This window comes from Sphingobium sp. WTD-1 (assembly GCF_030128825.1).
Classification (GTDB): domain Bacteria; phylum Pseudomonadota; class Alphaproteobacteria; order Sphingomonadales; family Sphingomonadaceae; genus Sphingobium.
In genome coordinates this window covers 930,001-946,314 of the sequence record NZ_CP119127.1, presented here as the reverse complement: position 1 = coordinate 946,314, position 16,314 = coordinate 930,001, and the positions used below count along the sequence as shown (strand labels likewise).

Here is a 16,314-nt window from a genome sequence, read left to right as displayed (position 1 = left end):
AGCCAGGGGCTGACGCGCGAGCGGATTTGGGATCGACTAGAAGCGGAAACCGGCGCGCACGCCATAGGTGCGGGGCGGCCTCAGCTGGTTGTAAATGACGCCGGGCTTCGCCGGACTCTGCAGCGAATTGGCAAACACCAGCTCATTCTCAATATTGTTGATGAAGCCGGTCAGGGAGAAATTGCCCGACGGGCTTTCGTAGGTGAGCCGCGCATTGGACATCATGTAGGAGCCCTGCCGTCCCAGCTCGAGGAAATCGAGCGAGAGATAGCGGGACGTTTCGATCCGTGTATCAGCTGCCGCAATCAGCTTGCCATGATCGCCAAGCTGGAAGCTATGTTCATAGCCCAGATTGAACACCCACCTGGGCGCGTTGACCAGCGGTCGGCCCGAACAATCCACATCATAGATGCGGGCAGCGGGCGAAGCGCCGGTCTGGCTCGTGGGGGTCACCGCGCAGCCGATGACGGGCGCCGTGCCGGTCGTCGAATAGGCCTGATAGGTCAGCTCATCATATTTGCTGTGCAGATACTGGATATTGGCTGAAAACTGGTCATTGCTCGTCGGCTGGAATAGTGCCTCCAGTTCAAGACCGTAGATGGTCGACTTGCCCGCATTTTCAGTGGTGAAGACCGGACCATAGATCGCGCCTGCCGGCGTGCTGGCAATCTGGACCGGGCCCAGATGCGAAATCTGCTGGTCCTCATATTTCCAGAGGAACGCTTCCGCGTTCAGCTGAACCTTATTGTCGAAGAAGCGATTCTTCGAGCCGATGGTGTAGGCGGTCATGTTTTCCGGCGCTGAATAGTTGCGCCCCGTCGCCGCAAACAGCGCGCCCGATTTGAAACCGGTGGCAACCGACGCGTACAGCAACGAACGCGGTCCGGCGTCATATTCCACGCCCGCCTTCCATGTAACCTTGTTGAAATCCACGTCGGTGCGCGGATAGCTGACGATGTCGAGAATGATCGGGGTGAAGTTACCCTGCGCGGGATTGACGAAACCGACGAAGGGAAGCGTATGCGCCTCGGTTGCCTGGCGTTTCGCATCGGTTGTGTAACGCAGCCCGCCTGTCAGCCGGAATCTGTCGGTTACCGAAAAAGTCGCCTGACCGAAGGCCGCGAGGCTTTCGGTTTCCAGTTCCGAGTTGATCCGAGTGCCATTGCTGGCCTGGTCGAATAGCTGCCGGGCGCTCACATCTTCGCCGAAATAATAGCCGCCAACGACCCATTCGAGGGGGCCGCTATGCCCGCCCAGTCGGGTCTCGAGTGACATCTGGCTCGACTTTTCCTGGACGTCGATCAGGAAACTCGAGGCATAGGAGCGAAAGTCGAGATCCGTCTTGCGATAGGCGGGAATGACGGTGAGCGTCGCAAAGCCGAGATCCGCGTTGAGCGTCAGCGCTGCGCCGAAGAAGTCATTATCCTGATAGCCATCATCGCTGGCGATCGCCTGGGGGACCGGCGGCGTTGGCGAGCGAGCTACATAGGCGGCGATGACACGGGGATCGCTGGGCCCGAGCCGATGCTTCCCGTCGAGCAGCGGCATGATCGTGCCGCCCGAGCCCATTCCGCCCACATGCGCATAATCGACCGACAAGGTGGCATCGAGGCCAGTGCCAGTCTCGCCACGCAATTGGGCGCGGACGGCCTGGGTATCCTCGTCATCATAGCCATCGCTGTAATAGCCGACGCGCTTCACATATTGGCCTGCAACACGCAAAGCGAGCTTCTCGCCCAGGGGCAGGTTGAGCGCGGCCGAACCCTTGATGGCATCGTAATTGCCATATTCCGCGTTGATATAGCCCGACGTCTCACCAAGCTTGGGCTTGGCGGTGATCACGTTGACGGCGCCGCCGGTGGCGTTGCGACCATAAAGCGTGCCCTGCGGGCCCTTGAGCACCTCGACGCGCTCAAGATCATAGAAGAGCCCGGCCGGTGCAGCTGGGCGAGACAGATAAACGCCATCGAGATTGAAGGCGACGCCCTGCTCCGCAAAGGCATTGGCGCCAAAGGTGCCGACGCCGCGCAGATAGATCTGGGTGAAGGACGCCGCAGGCGCCACCTGGAGCGCGGGCACGACCCGGGTGAGATCATTGGCCTGGGTGATGCTTTGCTTGACGAGCGTATCCCCGGCCACTGCGCTGACCGCGATCGCGGCCTTCTGCAAATTTTCGCTACGCCGCTGCGCTGTGACGATGATGTCGGCGATGCCGGACACCTCGGCCTGCACTTCCTCGCCGCTGCCCTGCTCCTGTGCCAAGGCCGGCGTAACCGGGATGAATATCGCTGCAGCTGTCGCCAGTAGGGCCGCCTTCATGCCTGTCTCCTCTCCTGATGTGCGCGCCTATTCCGACGCATCTGTGAGGAAAGAGTAGATCAGTTATGGTCCATAGGTTAAATCATTTGATCTTATCGTTATCCAATCATGGAATGGATGGATCATGCGTTTCCGCGGTCTCGACCTCAATCTTCTCGCTGTCTTCGAAGGGCTCATGCAAACGCATTCGGTGTCCGGCGCGGCGCGGCAGATGCATCTGAGCCAGCCCGCCATGAGTGCTGCCCTGTCCAGGCTGCGTGACTATTTCGGTGACCCTCTGTTGGTGACCCACGGCAAGCGGATGTACCCGACCGCCTTTGCAGAAAGCCTGGCGCCGCTGGTGCGCGAATGCCTGGGCGGGATTGAAACCTTGCTCGCAACGTCGGCCTCCTTCGATCCTGCCAACTCGCAGCGGACCTTCAAGGTCATCGCGTCCGACTATGTGATCACAGCGCTTGTCGCTCCCTTGATGGCCGACCTTTCCAACTTGGCCCCCGGCGTAAGGCTGCAACTGATATCGCCTGATCAGCACAGCTCCGAACTGATCGGTGATGGCAAGGCGGATCTGATGATCAGTCCGCGCGAATTTCTCTCAGCCGATCATCCAACAGAATTGCTGTTCGAGGAAGAGCATGTCGTAGTCGGGTGGGAGGACAACCCCTTGCTCCAGACGCCACTCGACGAAGCGCGCTTCCTGGGCGCGGGCCACATCGGCGTCGCCATTGGCTCGCGTTCCAATATAGCTTTTGCCGATCGACATCTCGCGCTGATGGGCAAGCATCGCCGGATCGAAATCTCGGCTTCGTCATTCACAACGGTTCCCTGGCTGCTGGTGGGCACCCAGCGGCTGGCGGTCATGCACGAACGTCTTGCACGGGCGGCCATGCGCCTTTTTCCGCTCACATCGGTGCCGATGCCCTTTGCCTTCCCGGTGATGCAGGAGTTGGTGCAGTTTCATCAGACCCGCGCTGCTGACGAAGGGCTTTTCTGGTTTCGAGAACAATTGCGACGGATAGCAACTAATCCACAAAATGGATAAACTATGATCCAAACAATCGAATTTTGATATTGAAAAGCGCGTCCTAAACTCTCCCCAGAACAAATTGGAGGAGAGCGAGACTTGGAAGCGCAGCGCATATTGGTCATTGGCGGCGGTATCGGGGGCCTGACGGCTGCGATCGCCCTGCGCGCCAAGGGGCATCAGGTCGATGTTATCGAACGTGACCCTGACTGGTCTGTTTATGGCGTCGGCATCATCCAGCAATCCAATGTTGTTCGGGCGATGGCGCAGCTCGGCCTTCTCGACGATTATTTGTCGGCAGGAGTCGGCTTCGACGCGATCGAGATCTTCCTTCCTAACGGGGCGAAGATTGCCCGTGTCCCTTCGCCGCGACTGGTCGAAGGGAAGCCCGCCAATGTCGGCATCGGTCGCCCAGCGCTCCACAATGTTCTGGGTGATCGTACGCTGTCCAGCGGTGCGACCGTTCGGCTTGGCGTAACAGCCGAGCGCATCGTCGACGGAGCCGACGGCGTGACTGTCGATTTTTCGGATGGCGGCAGCGATCGCTATGATCTGGTTGTAGGTGCGGACGGCGTCTATTCGCAGACGCGCGACCTCATTTTCCCCGATGCACCCAAGCCCCAATTCACTGGCCAGGCCGTGTGGCGTTACAATTTCGCCCGCCCGGCCGAGCTTGATGCGCTGCAAGTCTATAACGGCCCTATCGGCGTTGGTCTCGTGCCCATTTCGGACGCGCTCATGTACATGTATGCGACGACGCCCGAACCCGACAATCCGCGCTATCCGCTCGAAGGACTGGCAGCGGTCATGCGTGCCAAGCTTTCGGGGACCGCGCCAGCCATTCAGGCGCTGGCGCAAGAGATCACACAAGATAGCGCCGTGGTCTACCGCCCACTGGAAGGCCTGCTGGTCGAAGGGCCATGGCACAAGGGCAGGATCGTCCTGCTGGGAGACGCAGTCCACGCGACCACGCCGCATCTGGGACAGGGCGCGGGTATGGCGATCGAAGACAGCCTGGTCCTGGCCGATGAACTCTCCAATCATGACGCTCTGGAGAGCGTTTTTGAAGCCTATCATGCCCGTCGGTTCGAACGGTGCGCCTATATCGTGCGTGCCAGCCTTGCCATCTGCCACGGTCAAATCGGCAAGGGGCCGCCTGTCGATAACGCGGCGGCCACCCATGAAATGTTCGAGATGATCGCCGAGCCGATCTGAGGCGGCAGTCCGCCTCCCATGCATTTACCCAAGGAGTTATCTGATGAGCCGCGTTTCTGAAATTCGCTATGTCGGCTACGGCGTTCCCGACCTGGCTGCCGAGCGAAGCTTTTACGCTGATCAATGGAAATTAGTCGAAGTCGGCGAGAAGGACGGCATGGTATATTTTGCGGCCGATGGCGGCGAAGAACCCTATGTCGTGCGCCTACGCGGGAGCGAAGATCGTCGCGTTGACGTGATCGCTCTTGCCGCCGAAAGCCAAGCCGATGTCGATGCACTGCATGACAAGGTGGTCACTGCCGGCTGCCGAATCATCTTTCCGCCGCGCAACCTGGCGACTCTGGCGGGCGGCTATGGCTTTCGCTTCTTCTCGCCAGACGGCCTGCCGTTCGAGATTTCGAGTGATGTCGAGCCCCGTAGCGCGCGTACGCTTTCTCGCTGGGAAGGCGTCCCGCAGAAAATCAGTCACATCGTCCTTCATTCTCCCGACCATCAAGCCCTGGTGCGCTTCTTCGTCGACGTGCTGGGATTCAAGATCAGCGACTGGCTGGGCGATTTCATGTGCTTCCTGCGCTGCAATGCTGCCCATCATCGGCTGGCCATCCTTCCGGGGCCTCCCTGTCTCAACCATGTCGCCTACGACATGCTTAGCGTCGATGACATGATGGTCGGCATCAATCGGCTGAAGTTCAAGGGGACGGACATCCGCTGGGGTCCCGGCCGACACACGGCGGGGAATAATACGTTCAGCTATTTCACCACGCCTGCAGGCTTCGCCGTCGAATATACTTCAGAACTGGAGGACGTCGATTTCGAGGAACATCAGCCGCAGGTTCATGTGCCAGGGCCCAAGGTTATGGATCAGTGGGGCATCGGCACAGGTGGTCCGCAGACCATGCCGCATCCCGAGGCCGACAAGGGCCTCTTCCAGCCGTTGGAGGCCTGAGCCATGGCGCTGTTCGAATATTTCCCCAACTATATCTGGAACCTCTCGATCTCGATCGCGATGGAGTCGGGCGCCCAACTCGGCGAAATCATCGACATGTGTCAGCCGATCCGCGATGCCGCCAATAGCGGCGCAGACGCCGGCACGCCCCAGTTCATGAAGGCCTGGGCGGCAATGGGCGACAAGCTGCTGGAACTCGCCGGTGAAGATGAGGCCAAGGGGCGCTATTTCTCTGCCTCGAACAAGCTGGAACGTGCGTCGCTCTATCTGATAACGGCCGAACGGATGCAGGGGCATGGCGCGCCGGGACGCGAGGCGACCTATGCCAAGGCGCGAACGGCCTTCGATCGATCGACTGCGCTTGGCCAGATCAATCGAGAACGCGTTGAAATTCCGCTTGAGACCGGAACCATGCCCGCGCTTTTCACCCGCGCGCCCGGCGACGGCAGGAAGCCCGTGGTGGTGTTCTGCAATGGCCTCGATAGCTGCAAGGAATTGCTGTACTGGAGCCGGCTCCCCGAACAGCTGGCTCGGCGCGGCATATCTACCCTTTGCGTGGATCAGCCCGGATCAGGCGAAGCGCTGCGACTGCAAGGCCTCCCTGTCGATCCGCACAGCGAAAGCTGGGCCAGCAAGGCCGTCGACTGGCTCGAGCAACAGCCCGAAGTCGATCCAAAAGCGATCGGCATGACCGGCATTTCGCTGGGCGGGCATTTCGCGCCGCGCGCCGTCGCCTATGAACCGCGCTTTGCCAGCGGCGCGGTCTGGGGTGCCAACCATAATTGGCGCGAAGTGCAGGATAAGCGCATGTCTCGCGAGGGCGAGAACCCGGTTCCCCATTATTGGGCGCATGTCCATTGGGCGTTCGGTGCCAGCGATCAGGAGGATTTCCTGACGAAGTCGCAAGCGATGAACCTCAATGGCCATATGGACAGCATCAAGGTACCATTCCTCGTCACTCATGGCGGAGACGATCGGCAGATCAGCGTTTCCTACGCCGATGATCTCTATGATCAGCTGGTCAATTCGCCCCGGCGCGAGAAGGTCATTTTCACCGCGCGAGAAGGCGGCGTCGAACATGTCGGTGCCGACAATATGGCCTATGGCCGCGACCTCATCTCGGACTGGTTCGCCGAGACCTTAGGCGGGCATGCCCGATAATGACAGGCATGGCGGTCATTGACGCCTATGTCCGCAAGGAGACGCGCATCAGCATGGCGATCAACGCCATGCTGTCGCTGCTGATCTTCCTTGTGGTGTTTGGCCTCCACCAGCCGGTGGAGAGCTGGGGCTTGGGGCGATGGGTGTTCGACTTTCTGCCACAGAGCTTCATGATCGCCCTGATGAGCGTTCTCATCCCCGGCGCGATCGCCCACAAAAAGCTCAAAAAGGGCGTTTTGGCTCCTGTCCCTCATAGCACCATCCTTCCGCGCAATCTGCTGGTGCGCGGGCTGGTATTGGCAGGGGCATCAGCCGGTATCGGCACAGCTTTGGTTGCCGGATTGGTCTGGCTGACGGGTATGGAGATTATCGCCCCAATCCCTGCTCTGCTCTTCAAGTCGACCTATGGTGCCATTCTCGCCTTGATCGTCACGCCTCCCGCTCTTCGCGCGGCTCCGGCCGCATGATTTCATCATATCCCGTTTTTCAAGGAATACCCCGATGACCCGCCGTTTCGTCGATCTGTCGATCACGCTCGACAATGATGTGGTTTCCGATCCGCCGTTTCTTCGGCCCAAGATCACCTACCAGGCGCATGGCGAAACCGTCGCCGAGCTCCAGCATTTTTTTCCTGGCGTGACGGCGGAAGATACACCGGACGGCGCGGGTTTCGCCGCCGCGGAATGGGTTACGCTCACGACCCATAACGGCACGCATCTGGACGCGCCCTATCATTTCCATCCCACCATGGATGGCCGCGATGGCGAACCGCAGCGGTCGATCACGATCGACGAGGTGCCGCTGGAATGGTGTTTCCAGCCCGGCGTGAAGCTCGATTTCCGGCATTTTCCCGATGGCTATGTCGTCACCGCCGCCGATGTCGAAGCGGAACTGGCCCGTATTGGCCACAGCCTCCAGCCGCTCGACATCGTGCTGGTCAACACCGCGGCCGGCACGGCGCTGGGCCAGCCCGACTATGTCAATCGCGGCTGCGGCATGGGCTATGAGGCGACCATCTACCTGACCGAGCGGGGCGTGCGCGTCACCGGCACCGATGCCTGGTCCTGGGATGCGCCGTTCAGCTATACCGCGCAGAAGGTGAAGGAAACCGGCGACACCTCGCTGATCTGGGAAGGCCACAAGGCCGGCCGCGACATCGGCTATTGCCACCTGGAAAAGCTGCACAATCTGGAAAGCCTGCCCGGCCATGGCTTCATGGTCAGTTGCTTCCCGCACAAGATCAAGGGCGCGTCAGCCGGCTGGACCCGCGCGGTCGCGATCTTCGAGGAATAGAGATGCGCCTTGCCACCCTCGATAATGGCCGTCCCGATGGCAGCCTGATCGTCGTCTCCCACGACGCCTGTCGCTGCCTGCCTGCGGACGGCATTGCTGACACGCTGCAGTGTGCGATCGAGCGATGGGACAGCGTCGAACCGGCGCTGCGCCGGCTGGCCGACCGGCTGGAACAGGGGGACGGCGAGGCGCTGGACGAAAGCCGGCTGCTCGCCCCCCTGCCCCGCGCCTGGCAATGGCTCGACGGTTCGGCCTTCCCGCAGCATGGCGAACTGATGCAGAAGGCGTTCAACCTGCCGCCGATCGAGACCGACCGGCCGCTCATGTATCAGGGCCTGTCCGATCGCTTCCTGTCCGGAACGCAGGATGTGCCGCTCCCCAGCGAAGCTGACGGTATCGATTTCGAAGGCGAGTTCGGCGTCATTACCGATGCCGTGCCGATGGGCACCAGCGCACAGGACGCGCTATCGCATATCAAGCTGGTCCTGCTCATCAACGACTGGTCGCTGCGCGCGATCGCGCCGATCGAGATGAAGACCGGGTTCGGCTGGGTCCAGGCCAAGCCCGCCTGCTCTGTCGCGCCCTTTGCAGTCACGCCCGATGAACTGGGCGAGGCCTGGCAGGACGGCCGCGTCCATCTGCCCCTGCAGGTCCACGTTAACGGCGCCTGGTTCGGAAATCCCCATGGCAGTGAAATGGTGTTCGGCTTCCATGAACTGGTCGCCCATGCCGCCCGCACGCGCGATCTGGTCGCCGGCACAATCATCGGATCAGGCACCGTGTCCAATGCCGATTATGCGACGCTTGGCTCCTGCTGCATCTCCGAACGCCGCGCGATCGAGATGATCGAGCAAGGTAAACCCCAAACGCCTTTCCTCAGATTCGGCGATCGCGTTTCGCTCGGCGCATTTGGAAACAACAGATTCCCTTTCGGCAGCATCAGCCAACAGATCGTTGCTGCCAATTTCTGATTCCCAAATTTTCATGCGATCCGGGTTTGTTTGATCGAACAAATTTTGTCAGGACCGGGCGTTGACGGGAGACGAATTGAATGGCCGACGTTGGTCGAGAGCCGTTGGACCGGAACGTCCGGAATTGGGCAACGAAAGTTGACGGCTGAGTGTCTCATAAGGGTCGATAGTGTTGAAAAACCCGGCCTTGCAGTAATGGCGCGGTCCTGATTCACTGACCATGTCGTTAGGAGACAGGCTCATGATGGGTGATCGGACGGTGATGCAGGAGGCGCTGTTTTACAGCTTCAGCCTGGAAGATCATGTTCCCCAGAGCCACCTGTTGCGAGCGGTGGATCGCTTCGTGGATCTGGACGGTATCCGAGGGGACTGTCAGGATTTCCGTGTGCGGCCGGGCGGTTGATCATCAGGCCGCCATGGCTCTGATGAAACGTTCGCCGAAGATCACGGCAAATTGCGCCTTCGCCATGGTCCACTCACGTGGTGGCATCTTCCACTCTTTCTCCGACCGATTCAAGATCAGGTAGAGCAGCTTGGTGGCGGCCTCGTCGCTGGGGAAGTGTCCCCTGGCCCTGACAGCCCGCCTGAGCTTCGAGTTCAAAGCTTCGATGGCGTTCGTAGTGTAGATGATCCGGCGGACCTCGTCGGGGAACGCAAAAAACGGGATCACCTCGCCCCAGGCGCGCCGCCAGCTCTGGCCGATGGCGGGATAGCGCTGCCCCCAAGGGCCAGCCTCAAATGCTGTCAGCGCCTTTTCGGCGGCATCTGCGTCGGTGGCACGGTAAATCTCCTTGAGCGCGCTGGCGAGGTTCTTTCGGTCCTTCCAGGAGACGAAGTCCATCGAGTTGCGCAGCAGGTGAACGATGCAGGTCTGGACGATCGCATCGGGGAACACTGCGGTGATCGCATCGGGAAAGCCCTTCAGGCCGTCAACGACGGCCAGCAGGATGTCTTCAACGCCACGGTTGCGAAGCTCGTTCATCACCCGAAGCCAGAACTTGGCACCCTCATTCTGCTCGAGCCACAAGCCGAGCACCTCCTTTGCGCCGTCGGCGCGGACGCCCAGCGCAATGTGGATCGCCTTGTTGCGCACCATGCCCTCGTCGCGGATCTTGACCCGGATCGCGTCGAAGAAGACCAGCGGGTAAACCGGATCGAGCGGCCGCTGCTGCCAAGTGGCGACCTCATCGAGCACGGCGTCGGTCACCGTGCTAATCAAATCGGGTGAGACGTCGATGCCGTATAGATCGTGCAGGTGCCTGGTGATCTCGCGGGTGCTCATGCCGCGCGCGTACATCGACACGATCTTGTCGTCGAAGCCGGGAAAGCGGCGTTGATACTTGGCGATCAACTGCGGGTCGAAGCTCGACTGGCGATCGCGCGGCACGTCGATCGCCAACTTGCCGGTGTCGGTCATTACCGTCTTCCGACCGTAGCCGTTGCGCATGTTGCCGGCGCCGTCTTCGCCAGCGAGGTGGTGATCCATCTCCGCATTCAGGGCACGCTCTGTCAGCGCCTTCTTCAGCGAATCGAGCAGACCGCCCTGCTCGAAGGCGGCACTGGCAGCGCCGCCCGCCAAAAGCTGATCGAGAAGCTCATTCGGTATGGCAGGTTCTTTGCGTCGTGACATAGTGGGACTCCTTGTTGCCCATTATGCCCGGCCGCACACGGAAATCCTGACAGTCCCTATCCGAGAGAAGCTGCGGCCATTCTATAGCGAGACAGGCCGGCCCTCGATTGATCCTGAACTGATGATCCGGATGCTACTGATCGGCTATTGTCTGGGAATCCGGTCTGAGCGGCGGCTGTGCGAGGAAGTGCATCTCAATCTGGCCTATCGCTGGTTCTGCCGCCTCGGTCTCGACGGATCCGTGCCGGATCACTCAACATTCTCGAAGAACCGGCACGGCCGCTTCCGGGACAGTGATCTATTACGGCAACTGTTCGAGATGACCGTCTCGCGCTGCATCCAGGAAGGACTGGTCGGTGGCGAAGGCTTTGCTGTGGACGCCAGTCTGATCAAGGCCGACGCCAATCGCCAGCGCGGCGTTCCCGGCGCAGAGGGGCTACCGCCGGATATCATCAATCATGCTGTTCGGGAGTATCTGGAAGTGCTCGACGAGGCGGCCTTCGGAGCGGCGTCGCCCGTCACGCCCAAATATCTGTCGCCGGCTGATCCGGCCGCACGCTGGACGGGCGCCCATGGCGGACAGGCCTTCTTCGCCTACAGCACCAACTACCTCATCGATCTGGCTAATGCCGTGATCGTCGATGTGGAGGCCAGCACCGCCATCCGTCAGGCTGAGGTAACGGCGCAGCGAACGATGATCGACAGGACACAGGAGCGCTTCGGCATCTGGCCCCAGCGGTTAGCTGCCGATACCGGCTATGGCGATGCGGCTAATCTTGCCTGGCTCGTCCATGAGCGCGGCATCGAGCCGCATATCCCCGTCTTCGACCATGCAAGCCGCAGGACCGATAGCTTCCAGCGCACCGTGTTCCGCTATGACCACCGGAAAGATCTCTATGTCTGCCCCGGTGGCAAGCACCTCGTCCAGCACCGCAGGGACTATGCCAGCCCGCGGACCGGCGTCGATAAGGACGGCTTCATGCGCTACCGCGCCAGTCAGCACGACTGCCAATCCTGCGTCCTCAAGCCCCAATGCTGTCCCGGCCAGCCCGCGCGCAAGGTGATGCGATCAATCCATGAAGGCGCGCGCGATCTGGCACGGGATCTGTCCCAGACCGACGCCTATGTCACATCCCGGCGCGAGCGAAAGAAGGTCGAAATGCTGTTCGCCCATCTCAAGCGCATCCTGAAGCTCGATCGCTTGCGCCTACGAGGACCAAATGGCGCAAAAGATGAGTTCCACCTCGCAGCCACAGCCCAGAACCTGCGCAAGCTCGCGAAACTCATCCCGATCCAGCCGCCTATCGTTCCAGCGTGACACCTGGAGCCGACTTCGCCCCAACGTCAGAGACTGACAATCACCGACTTCTTCAACACTATCGGTCGTGAACCGTCCGATCGCTTAGCGCCCGGTATAAGGCTCGCATGCAATTCCGTCGCCATCGCGGTCCAAGTGCGCGCCATAGCCTGGTTGGCCGCGATGGAGCGGCGCTACGCCTGCCGCACGCGCCTCGCTGCAGTTCCGAAAAGACCAGGAAGGCCCTTCAGACTGCGCGGCCGGTGTTGGGTCGCGGAGCACCACACCACCTGCAGCACCGACCACGAGGGCGCCAATGATGAGTGAGGATCTTTGCCGCATCATCCAAGGATGACGAGCGAGCATAAATATTCTCTAAAAAAAGCGATCGACCATGAGCAATAGTTCATCGAACGCACACTGGTAATCCGATCTTCCTTCTGCCATTTAGCAAAAACAACTGGTCGCCATAAAGAAGGGATAAAAATGTCCGCGCAAGAAACGCTCATCACGCTTACCGCCGATATTGTCGCTGCCCATGTCAGCAACAACAGCGTTGGGATCAATGATCTTCCTGGCCTGATCGCCAATGTGCATGGCGCTCTCGCCAGCCTGAGCGAACCTGCGGTTGCTGAAGAAGTGAAGCCAGAGCCTGCGGTTTCGGTGCGCGCGTCGATCAAGCCGGACCATATTGTCTGCCTGGAAGACGGGAAGAAGCTCAAGATGCTCAAGCGTCACCTGATGACTCATTATCAGATGACCCCGGCGGACTATCGCGCCAAGTGGGGCTTGCCTGCGGATTATCCGATGGTCGCTCCCAACTATGCTGCGCAGCGCAAGGAGCTGGCCCACAAGATCGGCCTCGGCCGCAAGCCGCGCGCGGAAGCCGCTGCCCCCGCAAAGCCGGCCCGCACCCCGCGCAAGACGAAGGTCGCCGAACCGGCCTGAGAACAGTTATGCGGGGCACGGCAGAGCCGATCCCCGCATCCCCTCCATCACGCGACCAGCGCCTCTTGCGGCACCGCGACCATGCCCAGAATATGATCAGCCCAAGCCTGAAGCATCCGCCGACGCGGCGTAAGGTAGAGGGCACTGTTATAGGCCCCACGCACATCATCACGATCGGCATGGGCTAACGCCACCTCGATCCAGTCTGGCCGATAGCATTCCGCTTCATTGGCCCAGGTCGAGGCAAGGCCTCGGAACCCATGCACCGTCTGACGGCCGCGATAGCCCATGCGGTAGCAGCCATAGATCATCGTATTCTGCGATATGGGGAGTTCAGGCTTGTCGCCGGCAAAGACATATGGCCCCCGGCTGTAAATCCGCACGCTCTCCAGCAACCCGACCGCCTGCCGCGAAAGCGGCACGATATGCTCACGTCCCATCTTCATCCGTTCGGCCGGCACCCGCCAGATGGGATCAGGGCCGTCCAGCCCTTCAAACTCGTCCCATGTCGCATAGCGAGTTTCATTGGTCCGCGCCCAGGTCAGCAGCGTGAACAAGAGCGCGTCGCGCGTGACCGCACGCCGCCGGGGATTCTCATCGCCGTCATAAGCGTCGATCGCCCGAACAAGGGCAGGCAACTCCCCTCCCCCAACCCGGGCCATATGCCGGACCCGAGGCTTGGGCCGCAGCAGGGTAGCAAGCCCGGCAGCAGGATCATGGGTGGCCCAGCCCTGCGGTATGGCAAAGAGATAGACCTGGCTTACATGCTGGCGCAGCCGGCGGCTGACATCGAGGGCACCGCGTGCCTCAACCGCCCGCAGCATCGACAGCACATCGCCCGCAGTGATGTCCTTGAGATCGCGCTGCCCGAGCGACGGGAACACGTCGCGCTCCAGACGCGACAGGATGCGTGCTGCATGCCCCGGCTCCAGCCCGCTCGCCCGGTTACCATGCCAGGCCCGTGCAGCCGCCTCAAAGCTGGTCACAGGCGAGGGAGCCTTGGGACCGGGATCCTCGCCCCGCGCAAGGGCGAGCTTGGCCTCAGCGCGGCGTAGCCGCGCCTCAGCCAGGGTAACCTCCGGGTAGCGCCCGAACGAGAGCAGCTTCTCCTTGCCGTTGAACCGATATTTCATGCGCCAGAGGCGTGAGCCAGTCGGACGAACAAGCAGATAGAGGCCGCCGCCATCGCCAAGCTTGTAATCCTTTGAGCGCCGGCTGGCGTAGCGAACCTCGAGTTCCTTGAGCGGCATAGGGGGTATCTCCTGCTGGGCACAGGCATTACCCTCCAAAACACCCCCAAAAGCAAATCGACGTCCTGGCATCAGGCGCGATCCGATGGGAGGCGCTGCATCCCCAAGAAACGGCGCAAATCCGCCAGAAAAGACATAAAAAAACCGCCGCGGAATGCTCCGAGACGGTTTGTGATATCGGTATGTGGTTGCGGGAGTAGGATTTGAACCTACGACCTTCAGGTTATGAGCCTGACGAGCTACCGGGCTGCTCCATCCCGCGACACTGGGCTTTTGTGGCCCTGATAAGCAAAAAAGGGCGGCTTTTGGCCGCCCTGTTTTGTAACATTGTGATGGGTTTTTGATCCGTTGCTATGCGCGTGCTTCAATGCCTGGCGACGCCCTACTCTTCCAGTGCTTGAGCAATAGTACCATCGGCGCAGACTGGTTTCACGGCCGAGTTCGGGATGGGATCGGGTGGGTCACAGACGCTATGGTCACCAAGCAATGAAGCAGGCGCATAACTGCGGGTTTTTAATCGATACCGTGCACAATTTTGAGTGTTTGATGTTCGTATATCTGGGCTGGCTTAAAACCACGCCATCAGCGTCTTAGCTGTTTCCAGCATTGTCGTTGATGGTGGGACTCTTAAGCGCGAACAGAGCAATTAGGACTGGTTAGCTCCATGCGTTACCGCACTTCCACATCCAGCCTATCAACGTCGTGGTCTACGACGGCTCGATGAAATCTTATCTTGAGGGAGGCTTCCCGCTTAGATGCTTTCAGCGGTTATCCCGTCCATACATAGCTACCCTGCTGCGCCACTGGCGTGACGACAGGTACACCAGAGGTATGTTCAACCCGGTCCTCTCGTACTAGGGTCAACTCCTCTCAAATTTCGACGCCCACGGCAGATAGGGACCAAACTGTCTCGCGACGTTCTGAACCCAGCTCACGTACCACTTTAATTGGCGAACAGCCAAACCCTTGGGACCTGCTCCAGCCCCAGGATGTGATGAGCCGACATCGAGGTGCCAAACGATTCCGTCGATATGAGCTCTTGGGAATCATCAGCCTGTTATCCCCGGCGTACCTTTTATCCGTTGAGCGATGGCCCTTCCACGAGGGACCACCGGATCACTATGACCGACTTTCGTCTCTGCTCGACTTGTCAGTCTCGCAGTCAGGCGGGCTTATGCCATTGCACTCTAACAGACGGTTTCCAACCGTCCTGAGCCCACCATCGCGCGCCTCCGTTACTCTTTAGGAGGCGACCGCCCCAGTCAAACTACCCGCCACAGAGGGTCCCTGCACCGGATAACGGTGCGAGGTTAGACATCAGAAAACAACAGGGTGGTATTTCACCTATGGCTCCACATCAACTGGCGTCAATGCTTCAAAGCCTCCCACCTATGCTACACAGTTCTTTCCTAATGCCACTCTGAAGCTGCAGTAAAGGTGCACGGGGTCTTTCCGTCTAACCGCGGGTACTCCGCATCTTCACGGAGAATTCAATTTCGCTGAGCATATCCTGGAGACAGTGGGGAAGTCGTTACGCCATTCGTGCAGGTCGGAACTTACCCGACAAGGAATTTCGCTACCTTAGGACCGTTATAGTTACGGCCGCCGTTTACCTGGGCTTCAATTCAGAGCTTGCACTCCTCCTCTTAACCTTCAGGCACCGGGCAGGCGTCAGGCCCTATACGTCGTCTTGAAGCCGACTTAGCAGAGCCCTGTGTTTTTGCTAAACAGTCGCTACCCCCTGGCCTGTGCCCCCCATCAAAAGTTGCCTTAAGATGGGGCCTCCTTCTTCCGAAGGTACGGAGGCAATTTGCCGAGTTCCTTCAGGATACTTCTCTCAAACGCCTTGGTATACTCTACCATTCCACCTGTGTCGGTTTAGGGTACGGTCTATACGGTGGGGCTATTTCCTGGGACCCCTTCACTGCCCGGAGCAATCCAATAAGCCCGAACAATTTACGGCATCCGTCACACACCACCAGGCCCACGAATATTAACGTGGTTCCCATCGACTACCCCCTTCGGGCTCGTCTTAGGGGCCGGCTTACCCTGCTCAGATTAGCTTTAAGCAGGAACCCTTGGAATTTCGGCGAGAGGGCATCTCACCCTCTTAATCGCTACTCATGTCTGCATTCGCACTTCCGATACCTCCACGGTCGGTTACCCTTCCGCTTCAACGGCCTACGGAACGCTCCGCTACCGCTCAGTCAAAGACTGAACCCTAAGCTTCGGTGCATCACTTTAGCCCCGTTACATCTTCGCC

General features: G+C 60.0%; 12 protein-coding genes, 1 tRNA gene, 2 rRNA genes and 2 pseudogenes (1 of these 17 only partly in view). 10 read left to right on the top strand and 7 right to left on the bottom strand.

Annotated elements, in window-relative coordinates; genetic code table 11:
- Window positions 1-36 precede the first annotated feature (36 nt).
- Window positions 37-2,319: a TonB-dependent receptor gene (locus N6H05_RS04760; protein WP_126000133.1), complete on the bottom strand. Its 2,283-nt coding sequence runs from the start codon at window positions 2,317-2,319 to the stop codon at window positions 37-39.
- 124 nt (window positions 2,320-2,443) lie between these two features.
- On the opposite strand from N6H05_RS04760, the gene N6H05_RS04755 reads away from it, so the two are divergent.
- From N6H05_RS04755 to N6H05_RS04720, 8 genes and pseudogenes are all read left to right on the top strand, one after another.
- Window positions 2,444-3,358, top strand: coding sequence for a LysR family transcriptional regulator (locus N6H05_RS04755; protein ID WP_048938514.1), 915 nt, complete (start codon window positions 2,444-2,446; stop codon window positions 3,356-3,358).
- Between the two features lie 81 nt (window positions 3,359-3,439).
- On the top strand, window positions 3,440-4,555 hold the full coding sequence (locus N6H05_RS04750; protein WP_048938513.1) for an FAD-dependent oxidoreductase: 1,116 nt from the start codon (window positions 3,440-3,442) through the stop codon (window positions 4,553-4,555).
- Between the two features lie 43 nt (window positions 4,556-4,598).
- The gene (locus tag N6H05_RS04745) at window positions 4,599-5,501 is read left to right on the top strand and encodes a VOC family protein (RefSeq protein WP_048938512.1); all 903 of its coding nucleotides are present in this window, start codon (window positions 4,599-4,601) and stop codon (window positions 5,499-5,501) included.
- Window positions 5,502-5,504: 3 nt separating this feature from the next.
- Window positions 5,505-6,662, top strand: a complete 1,158-nt coding sequence (locus N6H05_RS04740; RefSeq protein ID WP_284112902.1) for an alpha/beta hydrolase family protein — start codon at window positions 5,505-5,507, stop codon at window positions 6,660-6,662.
- 8 nt (window positions 6,663-6,670) lie between these two features.
- The gene (locus N6H05_RS04735; protein WP_284112901.1) at window positions 6,671-7,129 is read left to right on the top strand and encodes a hypothetical protein; all 459 of its coding nucleotides are present in this window, start codon (window positions 6,671-6,673) and stop codon (window positions 7,127-7,129) included.
- A 34-nt stretch (window positions 7,130-7,163) separates the two neighbouring features.
- Window positions 7,164-7,955, top strand: a complete 792-nt coding sequence (locus tag N6H05_RS04730; RefSeq protein WP_284112900.1) for a cyclase family protein — start codon at window positions 7,164-7,166, stop codon at window positions 7,953-7,955.
- A 2-nt stretch (window positions 7,956-7,957) separates the two neighbouring features.
- Window positions 7,958-8,926, top strand: coding sequence for a fumarylacetoacetate hydrolase family protein (locus N6H05_RS04725; RefSeq protein WP_126000137.1), 969 nt, complete (start codon window positions 7,958-7,960; stop codon window positions 8,924-8,926).
- A 241-nt stretch (window positions 8,927-9,167) separates the two neighbouring features.
- Window positions 9,168-9,308: pseudogene (locus N6H05_RS04720) on the top strand (IS5/IS1182 family transposase); the annotation flags it as partial.
- 24 nt (window positions 9,309-9,332) lie between these two features.
- On the opposite strand, the gene N6H05_RS04715 reads toward N6H05_RS04720, so the two are convergent.
- Complete coding sequence (locus N6H05_RS04715) at window positions 9,333-10,556, bottom strand: IS256-like element ISSpwi2 family transposase (protein WP_014082638.1); 1,224 nt, start codon at window positions 10,554-10,556, stop codon at window positions 9,333-9,335.
- A gap of 58 nt (window positions 10,557-10,614) precedes the next feature.
- Here N6H05_RS04715 and N6H05_RS04710 point away from each other — a divergent pair.
- Window positions 10,615-11,874: pseudogene (locus tag N6H05_RS04710) on the top strand (transposase); the annotation flags it as partial.
- 84 nt (window positions 11,875-11,958) lie between these two features.
- On the opposite strand, the gene N6H05_RS04705 reads toward N6H05_RS04710, so the two are convergent.
- Window positions 11,959-12,195 (bottom strand): excalibur calcium-binding domain-containing protein, encoded by a 237-nt coding sequence (locus tag N6H05_RS04705; RefSeq protein WP_279776444.1) that lies wholly within the window; start codon window positions 12,193-12,195, stop codon window positions 11,959-11,961.
- A gap of 144 nt (window positions 12,196-12,339) precedes the next feature.
- On the opposite strand from N6H05_RS04705, the gene N6H05_RS04700 reads away from it, so the two are divergent.
- Window positions 12,340-12,801: a Ros/MucR family transcriptional regulator gene (locus N6H05_RS04700; RefSeq protein WP_279776442.1), complete on the top strand. Its 462-nt coding sequence runs from the start codon at window positions 12,340-12,342 to the stop codon at window positions 12,799-12,801.
- A gap of 47 nt (window positions 12,802-12,848) precedes the next feature.
- On the opposite strand, the gene N6H05_RS04695 is transcribed toward N6H05_RS04700, so the two are convergent.
- The 4 genes from N6H05_RS04695 to N6H05_RS04680 all read right to left on the bottom strand — a co-directional run.
- Window positions 12,849-14,051, bottom strand: coding sequence for a tyrosine-type recombinase/integrase (locus N6H05_RS04695; protein ID WP_284112899.1), 1,203 nt, complete (start codon window positions 14,049-14,051; stop codon window positions 12,849-12,851).
- A 185-nt stretch (window positions 14,052-14,236) separates the two neighbouring features.
- A tRNA-Met gene (locus N6H05_RS04690) sits at window positions 14,237-14,313 on the bottom strand.
- Window positions 14,314-14,420: 107 nt separating this feature from the next.
- A 5S ribosomal RNA gene (rrf, locus tag N6H05_RS04685) occupies window positions 14,421-14,535 on the bottom strand.
- Between the two features lie 143 nt (window positions 14,536-14,678).
- A 23S ribosomal RNA gene (locus N6H05_RS04680) occupies window positions 14,679-16,314 on the bottom strand (it continues 1,156 nt past the right edge of the window).

Coding starts and splice junctions, on each gene's coding strand:
- N6H05_RS04760 (WP_126000133.1), bottom strand. CDS start 2,319: ATGAAGGCGGCCCTACTGGCGACAGCTGCAGCGATATTCATCCCGGTT.
- N6H05_RS04755 (WP_048938514.1), top strand. CDS start 2,444: ATGCGTTTCCGCGGTCTCGACCTCAATCTTCTCGCTGTCTTCGAAGGG.
- N6H05_RS04745 (WP_048938512.1), top strand. CDS start 4,599: ATGAGCCGCGTTTCTGAAATTCGCTATGTCGGCTACGGCGTTCCCGAC.
- N6H05_RS04740 (WP_284112902.1), top strand. CDS start 5,505: ATGGCGCTGTTCGAATATTTCCCCAACTATATCTGGAACCTCTCGATC.
- N6H05_RS04735 (WP_284112901.1), top strand. CDS start 6,671: ATGGCGGTCATTGACGCCTATGTCCGCAAGGAGACGCGCATCAGCATG.
- N6H05_RS04730 (WP_284112900.1), top strand. CDS start 7,164: ATGACCCGCCGTTTCGTCGATCTGTCGATCACGCTCGACAATGATGTG.
- N6H05_RS04725 (WP_126000137.1), top strand. CDS start 7,958: ATGCGCCTTGCCACCCTCGATAATGGCCGTCCCGATGGCAGCCTGATC.
- N6H05_RS04715 (WP_014082638.1), bottom strand. CDS start 10,556: ATGTCACGACGCAAAGAACCTGCCATACCGAATGAGCTTCTCGATCAG.
- N6H05_RS04705 (WP_279776444.1), bottom strand. CDS start 12,195: ATGCGGCAAAGATCCTCACTCATCATTGGCGCCCTCGTGGTCGGTGCT.
- N6H05_RS04700 (WP_279776442.1), top strand. CDS start 12,340: ATGTCCGCGCAAGAAACGCTCATCACGCTTACCGCCGATATTGTCGCT.
- N6H05_RS04695 (WP_284112899.1), bottom strand. CDS start 14,051: ATGCCGCTCAAGGAACTCGAGGTTCGCTACGCCAGCCGGCGCTCAAAG.